The organism is Ectopseudomonas oleovorans (assembly GCF_003052605.1).
Taxonomy (GTDB): Bacteria; Pseudomonadota; Gammaproteobacteria; order Pseudomonadales; family Pseudomonadaceae; genus Aquipseudomonas; species Aquipseudomonas oleovorans_A.
In genome coordinates, this window is sequence record NZ_QASO01000037.1 from 87819 (window position 1) to 108990 (window position 21172).

The window sequence follows — 21172 nt, forward strand, 5'->3', positions numbered from 1 at the left end:
CTTATAGCACCGACATAGCAAGGCGCCAAGCATGAGTGCTTTATTTCGAATTCACCAATGAGCGCTCGAAACCATCCGCTTTTGGATGACTCAGCTACACGCTTACCCACTGCTGCTATCGAAGCTTCGCTGGCGGTCCCCGTAAGATTTCGTGGCAGTCTTGCAGAGATAGCTGGCCCGATAAAACAGCGCAGGCAGCTCATCGTTCCCATCTCGACGGACTTCACGATCGATTCGGTACTCAGCATCCTTCGGGATGTGCACCAACCCCCTCACCTGGTCGGCTGGCAGCCCCAGCGCACCTGCCCAAGACGTTTGTATACGGCTGATCATATTCACCCGCTCTGAACCCAAGCGCCCTAGCGTGTAGTAGGCATCGCGGTTCAACAGGATTAGCAGATGATAATGCTGCCGGCCCCCCTGACCGATTTCCCTCGACCAGACGTACCGTACTTTGCAGCCACGCGAGTAGCCATGCTCAGCTACCCTCTCCTGGTGGTACTTGATCTTCTTCGTGAACGATTCAAAGAACCGGCTGATGACCTGGTTCGTATAGGCGTAGTCGGGTAGCTCGACACCCTGAGGCAGACGGAGGTCCACTCTGAAGGCCAAGACCCTCGGATACTCAGCCAAAGTCAGCTCGATGGTGTGCTTGAGATCAGACAAATGCTCACGAATGAAAGGCCCCTTCTCACTCATCAAGTGAAAGCCTTCAAAGGTGTCGTCGTAGTGCAAATGGAGGTTGGGATTGGCAGGGTGACGGAGTGGGAAGCGTTGATTGGTATCGGTATTGTTAAGGACAGTCTGAAAAAGACTTTCTGATTTTGGCAAAATAGCCGAACGCCACCCACCGAGTTTTCTGATGAAGCAGATGACCTTCGCCGATGCCGAGTACGCCGGCAAGCGCAAGCAGACCCGCAAAGAGCTGTTCCTGATCGAGATGGATCGGGTGGTGCCGTGGAAGGGGTTGATTGCCCTGATCGAGCCGCATTACCCCAAGGGTGAAGGTGGCCGTCCGGCGTACCCGTTGATGGCAATGCTGCGGGTTCATCTAATGCAAAACTGGTTCGGTTATAGCGATCCAGCGATGGAGGAGGCACTGTACGAGACCACCATCCTGCGGCAGTTCGCGGGGCTGAGCCTGGAGCGTATCCCCGACGAAACCACCATCCTCAACTTCCGTCGCCTGCTGGAGAAACACGAACTGGCTGCTGGCATCCTGGCCGTGATCAATGGCTACCTGGGTGACCGTGGCCTGTCGCTGCGCCAAGGCACCATCGTCGATGCCACGCTGATCAATGCGCCGAGTTCGACCAAGAACAAAGACGGCAAGCGCGACCCAGAGATGCACCAGACCAAGAAGGGCAACCAGTATTACTTTGGCAGTGCGACCTGAAAGTCGCATGGGTTTCTGTTCCGCAGGTTAACGCCCGACGGAACCGACTGTTCCACCACTCGTTCCCTACCCAGACAGGCGTGGCCGGCAACAGCCGGGTCTGAAGCTCTGGGGACAATGTAACCGCCGATATTTCGGTAGGTCGAACCGCGAGGCCAGACTGAATCTGCCAGCATCAAGGCGGAGAGGTGCTAGGGATGAACGGGTACGGCTAACACAAGTGAATCTCATATAAACGTCGTCATAGTAGCCAAGCCAAAGATGCTGACAGGCTTGAACCAAAAGGTGCGCGGCCAGGCAGGGGCTCTTACCGATAGCCCCTCGTGGATGTGGTGCCGCCGGCGAAATCGAGGAGCCCGACCCGTTCGGAAATCCATGCGGAACAGGGTAAGCCCGTAGCGTTGCCGATTTCGGCAGGTGAGCTGTAAAGCAAGCTGTTGATGCTGCGGGTAAAGGAATGTGGAAAAAGCGAAGGTCACCCTGTAATGGGGTGAATACAGATTGAAACATCATCTGGCGCGAAAGCGAGCAGACTTCCACACGGTCTTCCATGGCGAGAAAACCTGATCAATCGTTGTACGGAGGAAAGCAGATGGCAGTGTTCGCACCCAATGCGCAAGCAACGGCGAGCATTGGTGCGCCTTCGAACTTCATATCGGCCTGGCCCCAACACTGGAACCAGATCGAGTCGCAAGTGAAACGACTCCAGGTACGTATCGCCAAGGCAACACGAGAAGGCAGGTGGGGCAAGGTGCAAGCCTTGCAACGACTGCTGACTCGCTCGTTTAGCGGCAAACTGTTGGCCGTGAAACGAGTGACGGAAAACAGAGGCAAGAGAACACCGGGCGTTGATGGCAAGATCTGGTCGACTCCGGTGGCTAAATCGACGGGAGCACAAGCGTTACAGCATCGGGGCTATCGGCCTCAACCGCTGAGACGCATCTACATACCCAAAAGCAATGGCAAGAAGCGTCCGCTGGGAATTCCAACGATGCGGGATCGTGCGATGCAGGCGCTGTGGAAACTGGCACTTGAGCCGGTTGCCGAAACGCGTGCAGACCCCAACTCCTATGGATTTCGGCCGCAGCGATCCACTGCCGATGCAATCGCACATTGCTTCAATGCACTGGCGAAACGTGGTTCGGCGCATTGGGTACTGGAAGCTGACATTCGAGGCTGTTTCGACAATATCAGTCACGATTGGCTGCTCACCAACGTGCCCATGGATAAGGTGGTTCTGCGCAAATGGCTTCGAGCGGGGTATGTCGATCAGGGAGCCTTGTTCGCAACGGAGGCAGGAACCCCGCAAGGGGGAATCATCTCTCCGGTACTTGCGAATTGGACGCTGGATGGCCTGGAAGATGTCGTCCATGCAAGCGTGGCTTCGACAGCGCGCAAGCGTAAGCCATTCAAGATACACGTCGTACGATATGCCGATGACTTCATCATCACAGGGGCCACGCAAGCTGTTCTGCAACATCAGGTTCGTCCTGCAATTGAGGCGTTCCTGAAACAGCGTGGACTGGAACTCTCTGATGAAAAGACTCAGATAACGCATATCTCACAAGGCTTCGATTTTCTCGGCCAAAACGTACGCAAGTACGCCGGCAAGCTGCTCATTACACCGGCTCGCAAGAGTGTGAAGGCATTGCTGGATAAGGTGAGGGAAATCGCAAACGCAAACAAGACGGCGACTCAAGCTAACTTGATCTTGACCCTGAATCCGGTGATCCGAGGATGGGCCATGTATCATCGCCATGTTGTCGCCGCCAAGCGTTTCGCTTGGATCGACCATCAGATTTGGCAAGTGTTATGGCGCTGGGCAGTTCGTCGGCACGCCATGAAAAATGCCCATTGGGTAAAACAACGCTACTTTCGTGTCGTAGGTCAACGGCACTGGGCTTTCGCCACCCAGGAGAAAGCGCGCGGCTTGAGTCAACCTGCTTGGCTGTATGCCGCCGCCAGTGTTTCGATTGTGCGGCATATCAAAATATGCAGTGCAGCGAACCCGTTCGATCCAGCATGGACGTTTTACCTTGAGCGCCGAAGAGCGCATCGTCAGGTTACCCAGTCTTACTCAGGCTGCTGGAAGGCTTGAGCCGTATGAGGGGTGACTCTCACGTACGGTTCTTAGGGGAGACAGGGGTGGTAACACCCCTGTTTTACCCGACTGAAGGCCCACATCGGCGTCGATGACGAATCGGGCCTGGTGCATAGCGTGGTAGGTACGGCGGCTAACGTGGCGGACGTCACCCAGGTCGACAAGTTGCTGCATGGCGAGGAAAACGTGGTCTGCGCCGATGCGGGTTATACCGGCGTCGAGAAGCGTGCCGAGCATGATGGCCGCGAAGTGATTTGGCAGGTGGCAGCACGGCGCAGCACTTACAAAAAGCTGGGCAAGAGCAGCGCGCTGTACAAAGCCAGACGCAAGATCGAGAAATCCAAGGCTCAGGTACGGGCCAAGGTTGAGCACCCGTTTCGGGTGATCAAGCGGCAGTTCGGTTATGTGAAGACGCGCTTCCGTGGCTTGGCCAAGAATACTGCGCAACTGGTGACGCTGTTCGCGCTGTCGAACCTGTGGATGGCACGCCGACATTTGCTGACCAATGCAGGAGAGGTGCGCCTGTAATGCAGGAAATGGCCGCCGCGAGGTGTTCTCGGCGGCTAGAAACACCGAAATAAGCGGGTTATCTGATCGTTTTTGATCGATTTGCCGCTTTCAAAATCGGCGGAGGCTGAAGTCAGCCAGAAATGCATGGCTACTTCAGACCATCCCTAGCCGTTCATGTAACTGCTTATCAAAGTCACTATCTCGAACCTGCTTCAGAATATCCGCGTACCCAGCTTCATCGATCTTGAATGCTTTCCTGCAGTGAGGGCAGATGATTTCATGCATTATTGCTTACCCTCCACCTTGACAAGAATCTGCGTAAGCATTTCCGGCACCACTCCTTCTGACCTAAGTGTTGCAGTCCGGTATGCAAGTTGGTTTTTCGATAGATTTATTCCTGTATCCACCTCAACACTATTGCAGGCAGTTATCCACTCGCCCCAGTTCGCAGAAAGAAACGCTTCAAGGTGATCGTCAAAAATGGCCGCGACATCGGAAATGGTGGCGGCTGGAAAATCTTCTTCAGGCAAGCCGAAGTATCGCATTAACCTGCGGTTCTCTACCGCATGATTGTTGCGCTCACGATCTATGTCATCTTGTTTTTTGTTTTTGGCTTTGGCCCGCGCTTCAAATCCACCGTCTGCATCAAACAGTGCGTAGACTGGCACACCAATAGATTTCAAAATCGCATGCGCGAGTGGTATCGATGTCTTGCTGCCCACAGAAACGATCGAAATTCCTGCTGCTTCAAGGGCGCCGGGGGAAGTTCTATCCCCAATGCCGTAGAACACAGCAGATTCGGTTGTCCCCTCCACAAGAAATGCGCGATTCGCGAAGAGTGCTATGGCAAGCTGGTCAGCCACGTTATGGTCGAGCCTGCGATCGACCACATCGCCATCCACTGTTCCATTCAGCCTGGTCTTCACATCCTCAACCGTGGCAAAGTGGACCGTCACCACCGGGACTGCATCAGCGGATCTCGTCAGCCGTCTGACTTGATGGAAATGTCGAGCCTCCAGGAAGTAGGGGCTATGCGTCGCATAGGTCACCTGGATGCGCTTGCCAGCATCTTCGGCGAGCGACCTGAGTACCTTCGCAAAGGTCTGCGCCTGGATCGGGTGCTGGAACAGTTCCGGCTCCTCGATCGCCAGGCAGATGACTCCCTCGGCCGAGGCAGCGCCCGACTGCGCCAAGAGTTGCAGAGCCGAAATCAGCAGCGTGCGCTGAAAGCCGTGTCCCTGTCGCTCCACCGCAGTCTCGGTGGTGCCATCGAGCACGGCCACATCGAACGTCGTGCGAGGTGCCTTGAGCTCCACTTCAGCCGGAGAAACCATGATTGCCCGGCCTGGCGCATAGGTTGTGACAACCTCGTTGAGCTGCGTCGTGATGGCTCCAAGCTGTTCCTTGAACTTCTCTTCATAGACCAGTTGCTGCTTTGCCCGTGACTCCGCAACGATTTCCGCGATCGCCTCATCAGCAGCAGTTCGGTCAATCGAGCGCTCCAGGATTCGACCGATGATACTTGCCTTGCCATCGATCGACTCCTCACTTGCCCGAAGGTCGGCCGTCACCAACACGAAGTCAAATAGCCCGCTCATCTTGCCGCCACTGTTGAAACCGAAGAAATTGGTTTGCAAAGCCTCGGGCGCATCGAGCAATTGATCAGTGTGAGCCGCCTCCCAAGTTGTCATTGCCTGCTCAACGGCTGGACCAGTATTCGCCGCAGGAAGATCAAGTTCCGGTCGCTCGCGCCGGAGAGTTGCGTACAGCTCTTTCTTCGCAGTCGCGCCACCTGCCGCCTTGATGGCATTGAAAGCCGGAAATCCCTTTGCATTGGCGGAGAGCACCTCGGTGCCATCGGAGGATCGACGCTTCCATGCAGTGAACGTGACCACCCCTTCCGGCGCGTACTTGCCAAGTGCCTCACGATCCTTTTCGGTGAGATCTGCGAAGGTGACCTGAACCTCGATATCCTCGTCCTTCGCCCCGAAAGAGCAATCCTTTTCCGTCAGCGACCCGGGTTTGCCGTTGAAGAACCAGTCGAGCGAACGGAGTACCGTTGACTTGCCAGCACCGTTCGGCCCGATAAAGGTCGTGACGGAATCAAACGGAATCGTCACGTCTTTTAACGTGCGAAAGTTTCGGATGCGAACGGATTGGATTTTCATTTTGGGCCTCTGCTCCTTGTGTTTTGTGTCGTCTCTCGCCGTGACAGCGACAGAACCTATCCTTTTGCCGCCTCGGTCAAAAGATCGTCAACCGAGCGCGCAACCACATACCGGGCGGGGTTCTCACCAACCCCCAGCGCCGTGAAATGCGCCTTGCCGCATTCGATCTTGGCGCTTTCCTTGTCGCGCAGGTCGTCGGTGAACAGGCTGCTTTTGGTTTCCACCACAAAGTACAGGTGCTGGGTGCCGTCTTCTTCCACCAACACGGCCCAGTCGGGGTTGTAGGTACCCAGCGGCGTGGGCACTTTGAACCAGCCTGGCAACTTGGCGTAGAGCTTGATGGCTTCGTTTTTCTCCAGCCCATCGGCGAAGTCCCGCTCAGTGGTCGAGTCGTACACCACGTGCTCGTAGATCGACTTGCGGGTATCTTGCAGCATGTTCTTGAGATAGCCGGTGAGTTCTTCCTTCTCGAACAGCTCTTGCGCATAGACATGCTGGTCGCCCAATTTCTGGTACTTGATGCCATCGACCAGAGCCAGGCGCTTGCAGCGGTTGATAGTTTCGGCGGTCAATTCGATGAACTGTTGCGGGTTGCGCTTGAAATCATGAAGGCGGCCGCTTCCCGTCAGGATGCTGACGATGGTGCGACGGGTGAGCTGGGTGCGGTCCTGCAGGTCGGTCAACAAGTCCGGCAGCTCGATGTCCGCCTCGTCTAGCACCACGGTCGCCGCGCCCGCTTTCTCTGTCGCGGCGACACCCGCCTTGCCGATAGAGATGTCGGCCTTGCGCCATTGCAGCCGTGCCTTGGCGATCACCGGGGCTTTCTGCAACGCTGCAATGCAATCCGTCACCAGCTTGGCGTTGTCGAACTGCACGCGGTAAGTGGTCTGGTGCTTGATGCGATCCCATAGCGCCTTGAACTGGTCGCTCAGGTAAATGGCCTTGCCATCTTTGCCCTTGCGCAGCGGCACTTGCCTGCGCTCATCGGCATTCTTGATGTCGAGTCGGCCCGATACCTTGCGCAGCACTTCGGCAATCTGGGCTTTCTGTGCATCAAACTCGGCTGGCAGCTCCAAGGTGCCGTTCTTCAGCGCCGTTTTCAGCGAATCCTGCACCTTGCCCTTGGCATCAATATGGCCGGCAGCTTTCAAGTGCTCCCACAGTGCCTTCGATTGCTCCATGCCCAGCGGTGCGGCATGCCCATCAGCGCCGGTCACGGCAATGGCGGCAAATTGGTGCTGCTCCACGATGCCGAAGCGTATGCCCGTGTCTTTCTCGATTTCCTTCTGCAGGTTCTCGGCAAACTGTTCGTAGTTTTCCGTGGCCACCACAGTCAGGGTGTTGACCTCGAAGCCGCGTACCCGCTCGCCATCCTGGTTGACGCACAGGCGCAGGCCGCGGCCAATGGTCTGGCGACGCTCGCGCTCGGTCTGAATGTCGCGCAAGGTGCAAATCTGGAACACGTTGGGGTTGTCCCAACCCTCCTTGAGCGCGGAGTGGGAGAAGATGAACTTCAGCGGCGTGCTGAAGGACAGCAGCTTCTCCTTCTCCTTCATGATCAGGTTGTAGGCCCGCTCGGCGTTCTCCCGGTTGCCCGCATTGTTCTCGGCGGTGTCGGTCCAACCGCCCTTCTTGTCGATGGAGAAATAGCCGTTGTGCACCTCTTCGGCGGCGGACGCTAGGTCGATCTCGGCAAACAAGCTCTGGTAGGCCGGCAACTTGGCGGCACGGCGATATTCCTCCTCGAATATCTGCGCATACACGCCCTTGACCGGCTGGCCGTCTGCGTCGTATTGGCGGTACTTATCCACCGCGTCGATGAAGAACAGGCTCAACACCTTGATCCCCAATGGGCGCAGGTGCTTTTCCTTGTCCAGGTGTTCCTTGATCGTGCGTCGGATCATCTCGCGTTGCACGGCCAGCGCATCCACATCACCGTGAGCTTGGCCAGGCTGCAAGAACACTTCGCCGCCGGGGTAGCGCAGCTCCATGAACTCTTCACCTTTGGCCGTGTTGATCTCGCCCACCCGAAAATCGGCGTAGATCGCGCGGCCATCGGCGCTCTGCTGGAGGTCGTCGCCATCGCTGACCGTCACCTCCACCCGCTGCACGCCGGTGCCGGTCTGTTTATCCAGCTCAACCTTGGCGCTGATGCGGCCGCGCTTGTTTTCCACCTTCACCAGGCGCACGAAAGGCTTGTTGTGCGCGTCCTCTACCGTGGCCGACGCCACTTCGATCTGCTTGACCAGCTTGCGCTCGTAGGCATCCACCGCATCCAGGCGGTACACCATGTGGTGCTTGTCCACGTGGGTGGCGGAATAGCGCAGTGTGCACAGCGGGTTCATCGCATCCAGCGCTTCCTTGCCACGGCCTTCCAGGCCGCCATCCACGCTCTGCGGCTCATCCACGATGATGATCGGCCGGGTCGCCTTGATCAGGTCAATGGGCTTCTCGCCACCGGTCTTCTCGCTCTCCTTGTAGAGGTTGTTCACATCCTTCTTGTTGATGGCGCCCACCGTCACCACCATGATCTGGATGTTGGAACTGGTGGCAAAGTTGCGCACCGGCCCCGGCTTGGCCGAGTCATACAGGAAGTAATCAAAGGGCACGCCGGCGTAGAGCCCCTTGAAGTGCTCCTCGGTGATCTGCAGGGTCTTGTAGACACCTTCCTTGATCGCCACCGACGGCACCACAATCACGAACTTGCTGAAGCCGTAGCGCTTGTTCAATTCGAAAATCGTGCGCAGGTACACATAGGTCTTGCCCGTGCCGGTTTCCATCTCCACGGTGAAGTCGCCGGAACTCAGCACGCCGGACGGCGCCAGACCGCCACGCAACTGCACCTCGCGCAGGTTGTGCAAGAGTTGATCGTCCAGCAGTGTCAAACGGTTGCCGACGCCGAGGTCGGTTTCGGCCATGCCCAGGGTCATTTGCTCGGGCTGGCTACCGTGCCCCTCTTGAGAAGAGAAGAGATCCGTTGCCGGCTGGGGCAGCTTCATGGTCACGGTAAATTCGGTGCGGCACTGTTCCTGGCCACGGAACAGGTCGCAGACCGCTTCGATAGCCTGGAGCTGGTAGTCGAGATCGGGTTCAAAGTGCAGTTTCATACGGCTGCATTTCCTGAAAAAGTAGTGGAGTCTGTGCGCTCCACAAAAGCCCTAGTGGAGTCTATTTCTGCGTTCAGGCTCCACAAAAACGGTTACTTAGCCTGTATCACTCTGTGGGCGACTCTGCCCATGGCGTTTCTGGCTCGTGAAAGGCTTGGCGAACGAGCGGCGGCTCTTTCCGGAGACCACTCGGCCTGTACCCAGTCCACCAAGCGGCGGTTATAGCCAATCCCCTGCCTGGCAACGGCTCCCTGTTGAGCGACCAGGTCCTCTCGCACTGCTCTGGGTGCTTTTTGAGCCAGCCCGAGTAGATGCTGTTTGGGGTCTGGCAACGTGTCCGGCTGCACCGGAAACCGGGCTTTACTGCCCAGCAGCTTTCCAAGTGCCTCGTGGTCAGCAAGCAGCCATGACTCAACCTCTCGTTCGGCAATACGCAACAGCAGGTTTTCAGGATGTTGCCGGTCAGCACCCAACCAATCTTCAAGCAGAAGCAGTGGGCAGGCCAGCCTGTCCAAATCGGTCAAAACAACCACAATCTGGCGATTGGCCATCTGTCGCCAGCTATCCATGCGTGAGCGCAAATATCCAAAACCATTTTTTCTCAGCAACATCGGCGAGGTTTCTGTCAAAACCGGATGCTCTGATAACAATTTCACGCCTACCGCTTCACTGAGTTCATCCTCGGTAGCCAAGGCAACCGGTGTCATTCCCACAACCCCAGCTGATTGACAGAACTGGGGCGTGTCTTTGGCAGTACCACCTCGGCCACCGAGAGCCCTGCTTCAAGTGCTGACGCTTCATCTTCTTGCAGCGTTCGTCCGATTGAACCATCTGCCGTGGCTTCCAGCAGCAGAACCCCCCGGCCATCGATCCCCGGGTTACTGAGCAGCGCCTCGCTATGGGTACTGATCAGCACTTGCCGCTTTGGCTTTCTGTTCTTTTGCAGGCGCTGAATGATGAGCGGTATTTCTTTCACTACCGCATCATTGAGTGAGATTTCCGGCTCCTCAAGCAGCAGCATGGAGCTACCATCGAGCAGGGCCCACAACAGCCCGAGCAGCCGCAAGGTTCCATCAGAAAAATGCTCTTCTGATTGCCACCCTGCGTTGGGCCTGTGATGCGAATACAAGGCTTCCAGATGAGGATGTCCTGAATCGTCCTTAATGAATCGTAACTCCTTGAATTGAGGCACAGCCAACGTCAAGGCCTCACTGATTTTCTTCAATCGGGTATTTCTGACACGTTCCGTTGTTTTGGCGATCCGCTCCAGAAAACTCTGACCAAAGGGGTCATTTTCCAAAGGCCGCCCACCAAGTCTATCTGCGAACTTCAGCAACTGGGGCACCAGATGCAAGTAGGTGATCGAACCGAAGAACTCCGCAAGCTCCCTAAATTCCGCATTGGCAGCAATTTGCTCAAGGCGCGTTTGGGTCAGCAGGACAGAATCCTTGTTGTCGTCCTTATCAGGTCTCGAAAATAACTGCTTGCCTTCGTGCCAGACTTCTTCCTTGGACACCAAAATACGCTGCGCACCCTTACCTTCTGATTTGAACCCCAGCACATAACGCCAGTTGGGAACTTCATCATCCGGAGAATCTGACAGTTCCACCTCAATGCATACCTCTGGGTCACGGCGTGCATGAAGACACCGCAGCTTGCTGATTCCGCCCCGGTCGAGCACCGCAGCCTGAAGCCCGCCACCTGCGGGTTTGCTGACATCACGCAAGAAACGGAACACATCCAGCAGGTTGGATTTACCGGAGGCGTTTGGTCCCAAAATATAGGTCACATCGCGCATTGGCACATCAAATGATCTGAAATTGCGCCAGTTCTTCAATTTGACTCTGGTGACTTGCATCGCTGATCTCCTTAAAGACTGCGCACGTTGGCGATGCCGTGCTGCTGCAGAATCGCCGCCATATTGGTCTTGGCCACATCGTCGGCAAAGGCGCTGTCGCGGAACACGCAGGTGGTATCGCCGGCAGGGGCCAGTTGCTTGTGCCAGGCGGCGATGCCATCGGCCAGGGCTTCGACCTCGGCAGCGTTGATGTTCTCCGCCAGGCAGGCCAGCAGCACGCCACCGCCCACGGCGTGCACCGCCTTGCCCGCGATGCTGCGCTGCTCTATGGGCACGCACAGGTCCAGGCCGAGCTTGAGCAGCAGCTCGTACAGCACATCGGCCTCGGAGCGGCCTTCGAGCAGGTGATCTTGATGGTCGAACAGCGAGGCTTCCAGATTATCCGGTTTTGGATTCCAGGCGCGGATGTTGGAGGTGTCGAGTTTGAAGACGCGGAAGCCGGTGTCGCCAACGAACAGTGGGTTGTCCGCTTTAACCTTGTCTCCAGCGCGACGTAGACGTTCTTTCGTCAACTCAGCGATGTTTCGCTTAAGTCCAAGCTTGTCGCATATCGTGGCGGCTGCCTTCTGGTTTTTTTCAGTTGGATTCAACGGCTCAGGAAGTTGAATTGTCAGGATGCGTCGCGCAGAACCGTCGATTGCGTTCTGCTGCATCACGGCTTGTCCTGCTGCTGCTGAACCCGCAAACAGGTCGGCAACAATGTCATTCCCACTCGAACCGAGCAGCACACACGTACGAAGAAAATCGATTGATTTCGGAAAGTCGAACGACTCGCCCGGAATCAACTCCTTCAATGCTCGCTTGGCGCTATCGGTCGAAAACTCGCCGCCAAACCACACCGACTTCGGCTTCGACGTGCGCTCGATGGCTTCATCTTCGTCATCATCAGCTTCATCATCGGCGTCATCCACCGCAATCGACGGATCAAGATACACTCGATGATCAACATCCAGCCTGCCACTACGCCCAGATCGCTTTGCGTGCATCCAATCCAGATGCTGTTCCACTTTTTCATATCCCCAGCGCCAGCACCCTTCAGAACCGTCTCCACGCAGAGGGAAAATCTCGACATCGGTGTTGCTTTTTCGACTCAGTGAACATACGCCAGTCGTCTCATCCCAATAAATAGGGAAATACATCTTGGGGCGATCCTCGCGACGATCCGGGCCTCCACGTTTTCTCAAGTCTCGAAGCGCATATTTTTGGCCATTTGTATCCTCGTGCTTGAATGCAGCGCGCTGCGCCTCAGTCAGCGGTAGGCCGTTAGAAACAAAGCCAGGATTTGCGTAGACAACAACGTATTCGTGACAAGCGGCGATGTGCTTTTTGTCGTTGCGCCCCTTCATATTGTTGACAACGGCAACGGTGGCAACGAAGTTTTCTTCGCCAAAAACTTCATCCGCGAGCATGCGGAAATTATGAAGCTCATTGTCGTCAATCGAGATAAAAACGACTCCATCCTTCTTGAGCAAACCCTTTGCCAGCTTCAACCGTGGATACATCATGTTCAGCCAGTCGGTATGAAACCGCCCACTGGCTTCGGTATTGCTGCTGATTTTCTGCCCACCTTCTACCTGTCCGGTCAGTTCCAGATAGTTCTTGATGTTGTCCTGAAAATTGTCCGGGTACACAAAATCCTTGCCGGTGTTGTACGGCGGGTCGATGTAGATCAGCTTGACCTTGCCGGCATAGCTTTTTTGCAGCAGCTTGAGCACTTCGAGGTTGTCGCCTTCGATCATCAGGTTCTGGGTAGTGTCCCAGTCCACGCTGTCTTCCGGGCAGGGGCGCAGGGTGCCAGTGCTGGGCGTGAGCGCCAGTTGGCGGGCGCGACGCTTGCCGTGCCAGTTGAGGCCGTACTTCTCATCGGCATCGGTCACGCTGGCATCACCCACCAGCGCCTTGAGCACGTCCACATTCACGGCCACGCCGTTCGCGCCCTCGGTGATCAGTTCCGGGAACAGCGCCTTGAGTTGTTCGATATTGCCCGCTACCAGGTCGGCGGATTGGGCTTCTGGGCTGGCTGCCGTGAGTTTTTCCATGGTCTTCCCCGTCATTCGTTTAATCTTCAAAGCTGTTGTTGTGCTGCGGCCAGTTCGGACTGGATGCGCTTGAGCGTCAGGTTCAGTTCCACCTGGCGCGCCAGTTGTTTTTCCTTGGCGGCTTGGGTGCGCAGGCGGCTTATTTCACCTTCCAGCCGCTGGCAATCGGCCAATGCCTGCCGGCGTGCCGCAGCCTGTTCCGGCGTTGCGGCGGCTTGATAGCTTCCTGTGCGTCGCGCTGCGTGCAGGGACTGCACGCATTCGATCCAGCCTTGATAAAGGGCATGAAGCGAGGCCTGGGGCTGACGCGCAATTGCGAGGGATTGCACGAAGGCATGTTCGGCTTCGGGACGTGCCTTCGTATCAGCCTCGGTTGTGCCACTGGCCGTGCGGGATAAAGAGGCCGACACCAGATCGCCGTCGAGCACGATTTTTTCTGCCTCGTTCTGCGCCCAGCGTTTATGCGCCAGCGAGAGGGTCAGCGTGGGCCCGTCAGCTCGTCTTTCATCCAGCAGTAACAGCACCGGGTAAGGCACGGCCCGATGCACCAATTCGACCAGGCGTGAAAGACTGGTGGGCTTGATGGCACCGCGCAAGGTGACCGCCAGCACCGCGATTTCCAGGTACTCGCGTTGCGTATCGCGGTACTCGGGCACGCCGATGGTGTTGGGCTTGAGGGCGGCCAGCCACTGAATGTCTTCAATGGCATCGGTGATCAAGCGCTTGTCAGACGCGGTGGGCGCACCGTTCTCCAGCAACAGCTTTTTGGGCACGCGCTGGTCCACCCGTGCGCTATCCGGGAGATTCAGGGCACTGACGACATCCGACCTGTTCATGACGAGAGTGCCGCCCCAAATGCCTTGACCGTTTCTTCGCTGTCGCGCCCGGCGATGGTTTTGCCCATGGCCTGCTCGATCAGCTTCAACAGTGCGGCGGCGCGTTGGCGGATAAACGCATCGAAGTCGTCAGAGCGCAGCGCGGTCACCGGGATCACGTGGGAGAGCAGAAACTCGTCCAGGCTATCGGGGGCCACCTGCTTGGCTTTCTGGATGCGGGCGAGGTACATGCTGGGCGCATCCCCGCTGATGAAACGGTTGGTGCCAGCGGCCAGAGGGGCCTTGTTGACCACGCTGTTCCATTTCTCCTTGGGCAATTTCTGCTTTTCGCACCAGGCACGGGGGAACACATGGTGGATGTCGATGGCGTTGTTGAAGTAGGTGTTGAGGTCAATCGGCGTGCCGCTGACGAAATCCCGACCACCGTGTTTCATGAGCAAGGCGGCCAGCCCCTTGTAGGCGGCTGCGAGGCGGCTTTGCAGAGACAGCAGGCGCGTCGGCGCGAAGTTGGCGTCGCGCACCGTGCGCGGTTCGCTGCCGCTTTCGACCCAGGCGACCACATCCTGGATGTCCATGCCAAAACGGGTTTCGTTGGCGCCACCGTACAGTTCACCCAGAACACCGCTCCAGTACCAGCGCAGCAGCTTTTGTTTGACGCCATGTTGCGTGGTGCGGTCTGCCAAATGAGCGCAGATGGCCGACAACGGAATGAGTTGCGTGGCATAAGGCAGGCTTCGGTCGTCGAAGATTTTTTCCTCCGCCAGCAACTCGGCTGCCCGCTTGAAGCCTTTCTCCAAATCAGATTCCAGCGCCTTGAAGTCCGCCAGCGGCAACTTCAGCACGTCGGCACGCTTGCAACTGACGGATGTGCCATGCGTTTTGTGTCGACGGTAGCTGGCCAACAGGGTCACTGCGGTGAGAAAGCTGGTGCCGTCCACCGCCGTGAGCACGTCGTGCTTGGCCGTCAGTCGCTCCTGCCGAGCTTCCCAGTCATCGCGCAGGTTGAATTCATCGGCCGCGAAGGTTGCCGTCATTAGCTCGAAGACGGTGAGCGTCACGCCACCGGTATTGACCTTCTCGAAGACTTGGCACACGGCTTCGCGCGGCGTGTCCTGGGTCAGTTCGATGGCGGGCACCTTGAACTGTTGGAAGCGCAGCCAGATTTCGTTGCGAAACCGCTGCATGAACTGCATGGCTTCCGCTGCGAACTGATGGTGTGCGCTGAAGCCGCTTTCCCAGGCCATGAACCCTTGGATGTCGAACAACAATGCCACGGGAAAGAGCCGCTGGCTGTACTGCTGGTCAGGCGTACTGACGTCCAAATCGACCTTTCGGCCGAAATCCGACGTGACTTGCAGCGTCTCTGGCACCGAGAGTACGGCATCTTCACGGTCCGCCGATTCATCCAGGCATTTGCTCATGTCGAGGAAATAAAGACGACGAATATCCGCGCCTTTCTCCGTGCGTGTCTGCACTGGCTGGCCGCTGCGCAGCGCCAGGTACATGGAGGTCAGGCGTTGCTGACCATCAAGCACGAGGGTCTTAGGAGCAGGCGCAGGCTGCAGGTTTACACCGGCAAACAAGCGGGGCTTGAATGGCACGCCGCCTGCTTCCAGAAACATGACTGCGCCAATCGGGTAGGAGAGCGAGAGGCTTGCGATCAATGACCGAATATGGTTGTCATCCCACACCCAACCGCGTTGGAAGTCAGGAAGCTGGATTTGTCCCGATGCAATTCCATCGAGGACATCTTTCAATGCGGGTTCGGCGGTGCGAAAGCTCATGCTGGTCCTTGTAATCAAATACTTGGCTGATCGGGCAACACAACGAGGAATGCCACCACCTCAAAGTCGCCGCTGCCGGCGAACTCGCCTTTCATGGCGTGCGTGCCACCGGGCGTGAAAAGGCTGGCCACGGCCCGTTCCTCTTGCTTCCCGGCGACGGAGGCCACCGCCGCAGCGAGCAGCTTCTGGGCGTGGCGCATGTCTTCGCCGCCTTTGGTTGCCTTGTCGAAACGTGCGCAGGCACTGTCATCTGGCCGTTCGCGCCCGAGCGCCAGGCGCTTGAGGCGATCCAGGATGCGCTTGGCCTGCGGGTACGGCAGCAACACGGTGCTGTCATCGCCGACATGCACCAGGTAGTGCGGCGCCAGCGGGTAGTCGGACGTTGTTGCGGACTTTGCTGCCGGGCCGCAGGCTTGCAGGCAGAAGATCACGCCGGGCGGAATGTCGGCATCCAGCGTGGTGGTGACTGCATAAGCGCCCAGCGGCTGGGCGTCCAGCTTGCCGGGGTGCGCTTTCAGGTACTGCGCGAGGTCGATGCGGAAGTCGGTCAGGGTGAGGTCGGTGATCGCCACGCCGGTAGACAGGTCTTCCATGTCGATCACCGTGTCCTGCAGCTTGAGCAGTTGCTTGCGCCGGTACTCCAGGTCGTTCATGGCGTTGCCGGACTGCTGCTCGATCAGGTTTTCTTCTCCAGTGGCCGAGACATCGAGCAGCACCATGCGGCCGCTGACGCGCTGCTCCAGGTTGATGTATTCCTCCAGCTCCATGTTGGGCCAGAAGTTCACGAGCTGGATGCGCTGGTTGGGCGAGCCGATGCGGTCGATACGCCCAAAGCGCTGGATGATGCGCACCGGGTTCCAGTGAATGTCGTAGTTGATCAGCCAGTCGCAGTCTTGCAGGTTCTGCCCTTCAGAGATGCAGTCGGTGGCGATCAGCAGGTCGATTTCGCCTTCATCCGCCAGGTCTTGCGGGCGCTCCTTGGCGCGCGGCGCGAAGGCCGAGAGCACATCGCCCATGCGCTTACTTAAACCCGGCATGGTGGTTTGAATGCCGGCACTGCCTGTGACGACCGCCGAATGCACACCCAGCGTATCCCTGGCCCAGGGGGCAAGTTGGGCGTAGAGATAGTGCGCAGTGTCGGAGAAGGCGGTGAACACGATGATCTTGCGGCTGGCTTTGCCATCGCGGGTGTTGATGGGCTGGGCGCATTTGCGGGCAATCATGTCGCGCAAGGCTGCCAGCTTGGCATCACGCGCGGCATCCACTTGGCGCGCTGCCGCCAGCAGGGTCGCCAGGCGGTTGCGGTCTTCCAGTAGGTCCTGCTTCCAGCGGATCAGATCCACATCGCCCAGCAGCACTTTGACTTTGCGGCCAACCAGCAAGGCCTCGAACGCCGGGTCGTCGATATCGACGTCGGCAATGTCGATTTCCTCCAGTGCTTCGGCATGGGATTCGATGCGTGCCAGCGTGTTCTCTACATCCTTGAGTTGGCGCTGTACGGTCAGAGTGAAGGCCGACACACAGCTTTCCATGCGTTTGAGCACGTTCACACGCAGCAGGTGGATCAGGCTTTCTTCACGATCCGCCTGGCGGAAGAAACCTTCGCCGCCACGCACCTGGGTGCTGTACTTGGCGTCGTAGGCCGCCTGCTTGTGGGGCAGCACATAGCGCAGCGGCGCGTAGCTGGCAAGGGTGAGCCGACGGATTTCCTGGTTGATGTCGCGGATGGCACGGAACTCGCCCGCAAGGTCCACATCGGCCTTGATGTTGATGGGCGGCAGTCGGTCGGGGAAGCGGCCGGTCTCGCTGGTGCCGTAGTACTTCTCCACATGCCGCCTGGAGCGGGCAATGGTGAGATGGTCCAACAGGGTGAAGTAGTCAAAACCCAGCATTTCTACCAACTGACTGGGGGTCTTTTCAGCTTCGTCCAGCGCCAGCCAGCGATTGAATTGCGCCTGCGCCTTGCGGGTCGTGGCCTCGATGCTGGCGATGCCGTGTTCCAACAGGGCGGTGTCGTCGCCTTCGGTGGCAAAGGCAATCTGGTTGCGCAGGTCGGCCAAGCGATTGTTCACCGGTGTGGCGGAGAGCATCAGCACGCGGGTCTTGACGCCCTCACGGATGATGCGTCGCATCAGGCGGTCGTAGCGCGATTCCTTGCCCTTGTGCGTGGCCTTGTTGCGGAAGTTGTGCGACTCGTCGATCACTACCAGGTCGTAGTTGCCCCAGTTCACATGAGACAGGTCGATGTCACCCGACAGGCCGCCATCACGCGACAGGTCGGTGTGGTTGAGCACGTCGTAGTTGAACCGATCAGCCGCAAGGATGTTGCGCTTGTCGTTGGCCTTGTAAAGCGCCCAGTTGTCGCGCAGGCGTTTGGGCGCCAGCACCAGCACTCGGTCGTTGCGCAGCTCGTGATACTTGATGATGGCCAGGGCTTCGAAGGTTTTGCCCAGCCCCACGCTGTCGGCGATGATGCAACCACCAAAGCGGCTCAGTTTGTCGATGGCGCCCACCACACCATCGCGCTGAAACTTGAAGAGCTTCTTCCACACCACGGTATTGCGAATGCCGGTGGCGGACTTGACGATGCGCTCCTCGTCCATCTCGTCGCCGCTGCCCTGAAACAGGCGATGCAGCATCAAGGTGTAGATGGTGAAGGGATCGCGGTGCTCACCCAGGGCCTGCAGTGCTTGAAGAACGGACGCGCTCTCGTTGCGCTGGCCTGTGGAGTCGGTGGCATCAGCACCATGCAAGCCTGACCATTGGTGATCAAACCATTGGGCTAGCTGCGCGGCTTCGTCGGCCGTTTCTGATGCCTGGATCAGGTTCAGCGGGTTGCCCGGCGTCAGGCCAAGGCCAGACGTGTTGAAGGCAAAAGAACCCAGAATCACTTGCGCAGGAACCCCGTCCGGCCCGCGCATGACGGCAGCCCCCTGCGGCACCCCTTTTGATGCCCGCCGAAGCTCCACTTTCTCAATGATCCATTTCGCGCATTGATTGGCCAACCAGCGTGCCTGCAGACGATTGCGTGCAGCGCGGTCGCTCTCCGTACCCAAGAGTTCAAGTGCCTCGTTATCAGGAGGCACGATCAATTGAACTCGATCCAGAGCGGACAACGCCTCCCGGATTTCTGCAAAGGCGTAGAGAGAGAACGAAGGCGTTACACAGTCGAGTCGGTTGCCGTGCTTGAGGTGGGGCTGCATCAAGTCGATGACGCGCTGTGTTCCGGTGTTTTGGATCAGCTTCATGGTCGTTTCCGTTCAGTCAGCAATCGACGTTTCTGCACTCGGCGATGCATACCCCGGCGCCAGCACTGCATTGCGCACGCCGTAGATGGCGAGGTGGTCCTTCAACCAAAGCCGGTACTCAGGGCCGCGCAGGCTATGGTCGGGGGAGCAGTCCACACTCCATTTGCGCAGGATGTAGCCAGCGGTGGCGGCGCGCAGCTTCATGTGCAGCACGCCGCCTCGCATGCCGTAGTCCATTTCAGTGATTTCTGGCCGGGGCTGATCCGGGTGAGGAACCAGCTCCAGCTCGACGATCCGTGTCCATTGAATGTCCTGATCGCTCATCTCGTGGGGCGCCACGGGCTGCCCCTTGCGCACCACAGGACGCTTGATCCGGGTGATGACGAAATCCCGGAATTCCTGCGATTTGCGGTCGAAGGCACGGACGTGCCAGCGCAGGCCGTTGTCAATCAACGCGAACGGGACGATCTCCCGCACGGTGCGGCCACTGGAGATGGAGTGGTACTCGATCCCCATCGGGCATTCGTAGTGGATGGCACGAGTCACGCTCGCCAGGATGTCCAGGTCAGGGTGGGTGAGCCGGGACGGGCTCTCGCTGGCCACCCAGGCTTTGATGCGCATCGGTTCACCGTCGCCAAAACCCTGCGTCAGCCACGACAACACCCGCTCGGGCGGGAAATCGAAGATCGGCTGGAAGCTCGGGCCGAGGACGTAGAACTTGCCTTTGCCGTCGTAGTCGATGTTGCCGGGGGCGATTTCCTTGTACAGCGCCAGGTCCCTGGACGCAGCAGCGGACTGGATACCAAACCGCGCGACCAAGTCCTGGCGGCGCATCTCCCCAATGAAGCGCACGCGCAACTCCACGAACGCGAGCCGGTCACGCTGTGGCTGGGTTAGATCGGCAAGCTGTTCGTGGGGCATCTTGGTTGGCTCGTTCGGGTTAGCGAATGCTTATGCAGATTTCTGCAGAAAGTATATGAGCTGCTTGAAAAGACGTCTATAAACCCAAGCTGGTTTGCTAGTGCGCTGCATTATGATAACCATTTTTTGAGGCGCAAATGAGTGATCTGACGTGGACGAGTAGGCAATCAGCCCAGCGGAGCGCACCAGGAACGGCGTGGAATGGGGTGCATCCAGCAGGCCATCGCGGACGAAAACTGGTGCGAATAGATCCTTGATATGGAACAGGAGCATGGCCCATGGAACTGCGACACCTTCGCTGCTTTGTGGCTCTCGCAGAGGAGCTGCACTTCACACGGGCCGCCGAGCGCCTTCATATCGAACAGCCACCCTTGTCCCGCGCCATCAAGGAGCTTGAGGGCGATCTGGGCGTGGTGCTCTTCGTGCGCAACCGCCGAGGTACGGTGCTTACCGAGGCGGGCGCAACTTTCCTGCAAGACGTGCGCAGGGTGTTCGCCGCGCTGAAGCAGGCTCAGGAGAACGCTCAGGCGGTCGCGGCGGGCCTGAGCGGAAGCCTTCGCATTGCAGTGTCCGACGGCGCAATCGATCCCCGGCTGTCGGCCCTCCTGGCCCGCTGCCGCGAGGAGGAGCCGGAGATCGAGATTCGCCTGTCCGAAGTGCCGCTGGCCGAGCAGTTGCGCGGGTTGCGCTCGGGCGACTTCTCGATCGGGTTTGCGCACACGGCGGAGGTCGGCGATGACATCCTGACCGAGCCACTCTGGCACGACTCGCTGGTGGTCGCGGTGCCCGCCCGGCACCCCTTGCTTTCACATAAGACTGTTCCGCTGCACAAGCTCGCGAGCTACCCACTGGTCTTATGCGATCCACAGGTATACGAAGGCTACTACCGTGAACTGGCGCGGCTCCTGCGGCCGCTGGAGCGTCAGCCTGACGTCGCCGAGCATGTGTCTTCGCTGGACATGATGCTCACCCTGGTCGGTGCGGGCTACGGAGTCGGCTTCATCAGGGCAACCAGGGTCGCGGCGAGCCAGCGCCCCGATGTGGTGATCCGCCCCCTGGCCATGGATTCCGCAGTCATCACGACCTACTTGCTTCGGCCCGTCAGCGTGGATATGCCGGTGTCGGCGGAGCGGTTCATTGCGCGCCTGCGCGCGCACTCGGGCGATTGATCGGGCGGCAAGGGCTGCTACTGAAGTTCGCGGCT

General features: G+C 58.2%; 12 protein-coding genes and 2 pseudogenes. 4 read left to right on the forward strand and 10 right to left on the reverse strand.

The window, feature by feature from the left end:
- Positions 1 to 102: 102 nt before the first annotated feature.
- Positions 103 to 735, reverse strand: a complete 633-nt coding sequence (locus tag DBO86_RS06935; RefSeq protein ID WP_244185521.1) for an inovirus Gp2 family protein — start codon at positions 733 to 735, stop codon at positions 103 to 105.
- A 127-nt stretch (positions 736 to 862) separates the two neighbouring features.
- Here DBO86_RS06935 and DBO86_RS06940 point away from each other — a divergent pair.
- The 3 genes and pseudogenes from DBO86_RS06940 to DBO86_RS06950 all read left to right on the forward strand — a co-directional run.
- Positions 863 to 1384 (forward strand): annotated as a pseudogene (locus tag DBO86_RS06940) (IS5-like element ISPre1 family transposase); the annotation flags it as partial.
- 604 nt (positions 1385 to 1988) lie between these two features.
- Positions 1989 to 3494, forward strand: coding sequence for a group II intron reverse transcriptase/maturase (gene ltrA / locus DBO86_RS06945; protein ID WP_046622612.1), 1506 nt, complete (start codon positions 1989 to 1991; stop codon positions 3492 to 3494).
- Between the two features lie 72 nt (positions 3495 to 3566).
- Positions 3567 to 4025 (forward strand): annotated as a pseudogene (locus tag DBO86_RS06950) (IS5-like element ISPst7 family transposase); the annotation flags it as partial.
- A gap of 266 nt (positions 4026 to 4291) precedes the next feature.
- Here DBO86_RS06950 and DBO86_RS06960 read toward each other — a convergent pair.
- The 9 genes from DBO86_RS06960 to DBO86_RS07000 all read right to left on the reverse strand — a co-directional run bounded on the left by DBO86_RS06960 (position 4292) and on the right by DBO86_RS07000 (position 19968).
- Positions 4292 to 6175, reverse strand: a complete 1884-nt coding sequence (locus tag DBO86_RS06960; RefSeq protein WP_108233320.1) for an ATP-dependent nuclease — start codon at positions 6173 to 6175, stop codon at positions 4292 to 4294.
- A 56-nt stretch (positions 6176 to 6231) separates the two neighbouring features.
- Entirely contained in the window at positions 6232 to 9282 is a 3051-nt protein-coding gene (locus tag DBO86_RS06965; RefSeq protein WP_108233321.1) for a type III restriction-modification system endonuclease, read from the reverse strand.
- 92 nt (positions 9283 to 9374) lie between these two features.
- Positions 9375 to 9989 (reverse strand): DUF4276 family protein, encoded by a 615-nt coding sequence (locus DBO86_RS06970; protein ID WP_108233322.1) that lies wholly within the window; start codon positions 9987 to 9989, stop codon positions 9375 to 9377.
- Positions 9986 to 11140, reverse strand: a complete 1155-nt coding sequence (locus tag DBO86_RS06975; RefSeq protein WP_108233323.1) for an AAA family ATPase — start codon at positions 11138 to 11140, stop codon at positions 9986 to 9988. Before DBO86_RS06975 ends, DBO86_RS06970 begins: the two co-directional genes overlap by 4 nt.
- An 11-nt stretch (positions 11141 to 11151) precedes the next feature.
- The gene (locus tag DBO86_RS06980; protein WP_108233324.1) at positions 11152 to 13179 is read right to left on the reverse strand and encodes a site-specific DNA-methyltransferase; all 2028 of its coding nucleotides are present in this window, start codon (positions 13177 to 13179) and stop codon (positions 11152 to 11154) included.
- 26 nt (positions 13180 to 13205) lie between these two features.
- Positions 13206 to 14015: a DUF4391 domain-containing protein gene (locus DBO86_RS06985; protein WP_034079883.1), complete on the reverse strand. Its 810-nt coding sequence runs from the start codon at positions 14013 to 14015 to the stop codon at positions 13206 to 13208.
- Positions 14012 to 15799: a DUF262 domain-containing protein gene (locus DBO86_RS06990; protein WP_034079881.1), complete on the reverse strand. Its 1788-nt coding sequence runs from the start codon at positions 15797 to 15799 to the stop codon at positions 14012 to 14014. The genes DBO86_RS06985 and DBO86_RS06990 overlap by 4 nt, the downstream gene beginning before the upstream one ends.
- Positions 15800 to 15813: 14 nt before the next feature.
- Complete coding sequence (locus DBO86_RS06995) at positions 15814 to 19047, reverse strand: helicase-related protein (RefSeq protein WP_108233325.1); 3234 nt, start codon at positions 19045 to 19047, stop codon at positions 15814 to 15816.
- A 12-nt stretch (positions 19048 to 19059) separates the two neighbouring features.
- Complete coding sequence (locus DBO86_RS07000) at positions 19060 to 19968, reverse strand: BrxR family transcriptional regulator (RefSeq protein WP_034079877.1); 909 nt, start codon at positions 19966 to 19968, stop codon at positions 19060 to 19062.
- Positions 19969 to 20246: 278 nt separating this feature from the next.
- On the opposite strand from DBO86_RS07000, the gene DBO86_RS07010 reads away from it, so the two are divergent.
- The gene (locus DBO86_RS07010; protein WP_108233327.1) at positions 20247 to 21137 is read left to right on the forward strand and encodes a LysR family transcriptional regulator; all 891 of its coding nucleotides are present in this window, start codon (positions 20247 to 20249) and stop codon (positions 21135 to 21137) included.
- Positions 21138 to 21172 lie beyond the last annotated feature (35 nt).

Bases quoted from the DNA above. Each gene is read 5' to 3' on its own strand.
- ltrA (WP_046622612.1), top strand. From the start codon at position 1,989: ATGGCAGTGTTCGCACCCAATGCGCAAGCAACGGCGAGCATTGGTGCG.
- DBO86_RS06960 (WP_108233320.1), bottom strand. From the start codon at position 6,175: ATGAAAATCCAATCCGTTCGCATCCGAAACTTTCGCACGTTAAAAGAC.
- DBO86_RS06965 (WP_108233321.1), bottom strand. From the start codon at position 9,282: ATGAAACTGCACTTTGAACCCGATCTCGACTACCAGCTCCAGGCTATC.
- DBO86_RS06970 (WP_108233322.1), bottom strand. From the start codon at position 9,989: ATGACACCGGTTGCCTTGGCTACCGAGGATGAACTCAGTGAAGCGGTA.
- DBO86_RS06975 (WP_108233323.1), bottom strand. From the start codon at position 11,140: ATGCAAGTCACCAGAGTCAAATTGAAGAACTGGCGCAATTTCAGATCA.
- DBO86_RS06980 (WP_108233324.1), bottom strand. From the start codon at position 13,179: ATGGAAAAACTCACGGCAGCCAGCCCAGAAGCCCAATCCGCCGACCTG.
- DBO86_RS06985 (WP_034079883.1), bottom strand. From the start codon at position 14,015: ATGAACAGGTCGGATGTCGTCAGTGCCCTGAATCTCCCGGATAGCGCA.
- DBO86_RS06990 (WP_034079881.1), bottom strand. From the start codon at position 15,799: ATGAGCTTTCGCACCGCCGAACCCGCATTGAAAGATGTCCTCGATGGA.
- DBO86_RS06995 (WP_108233325.1), bottom strand. From the start codon at position 19,047: ATGAAGCTGATCCAAAACACCGGAACACAGCGCGTCATCGACTTGATG.
- DBO86_RS07000 (WP_034079877.1), bottom strand. From the start codon at position 19,968: ATGCCCCACGAACAGCTTGCCGATCTAACCCAGCCACAGCGTGACCGG.
- DBO86_RS07010 (WP_108233327.1), top strand. From the start codon at position 20,247: ATGGAACTGCGACACCTTCGCTGCTTTGTGGCTCTCGCAGAGGAGCTG.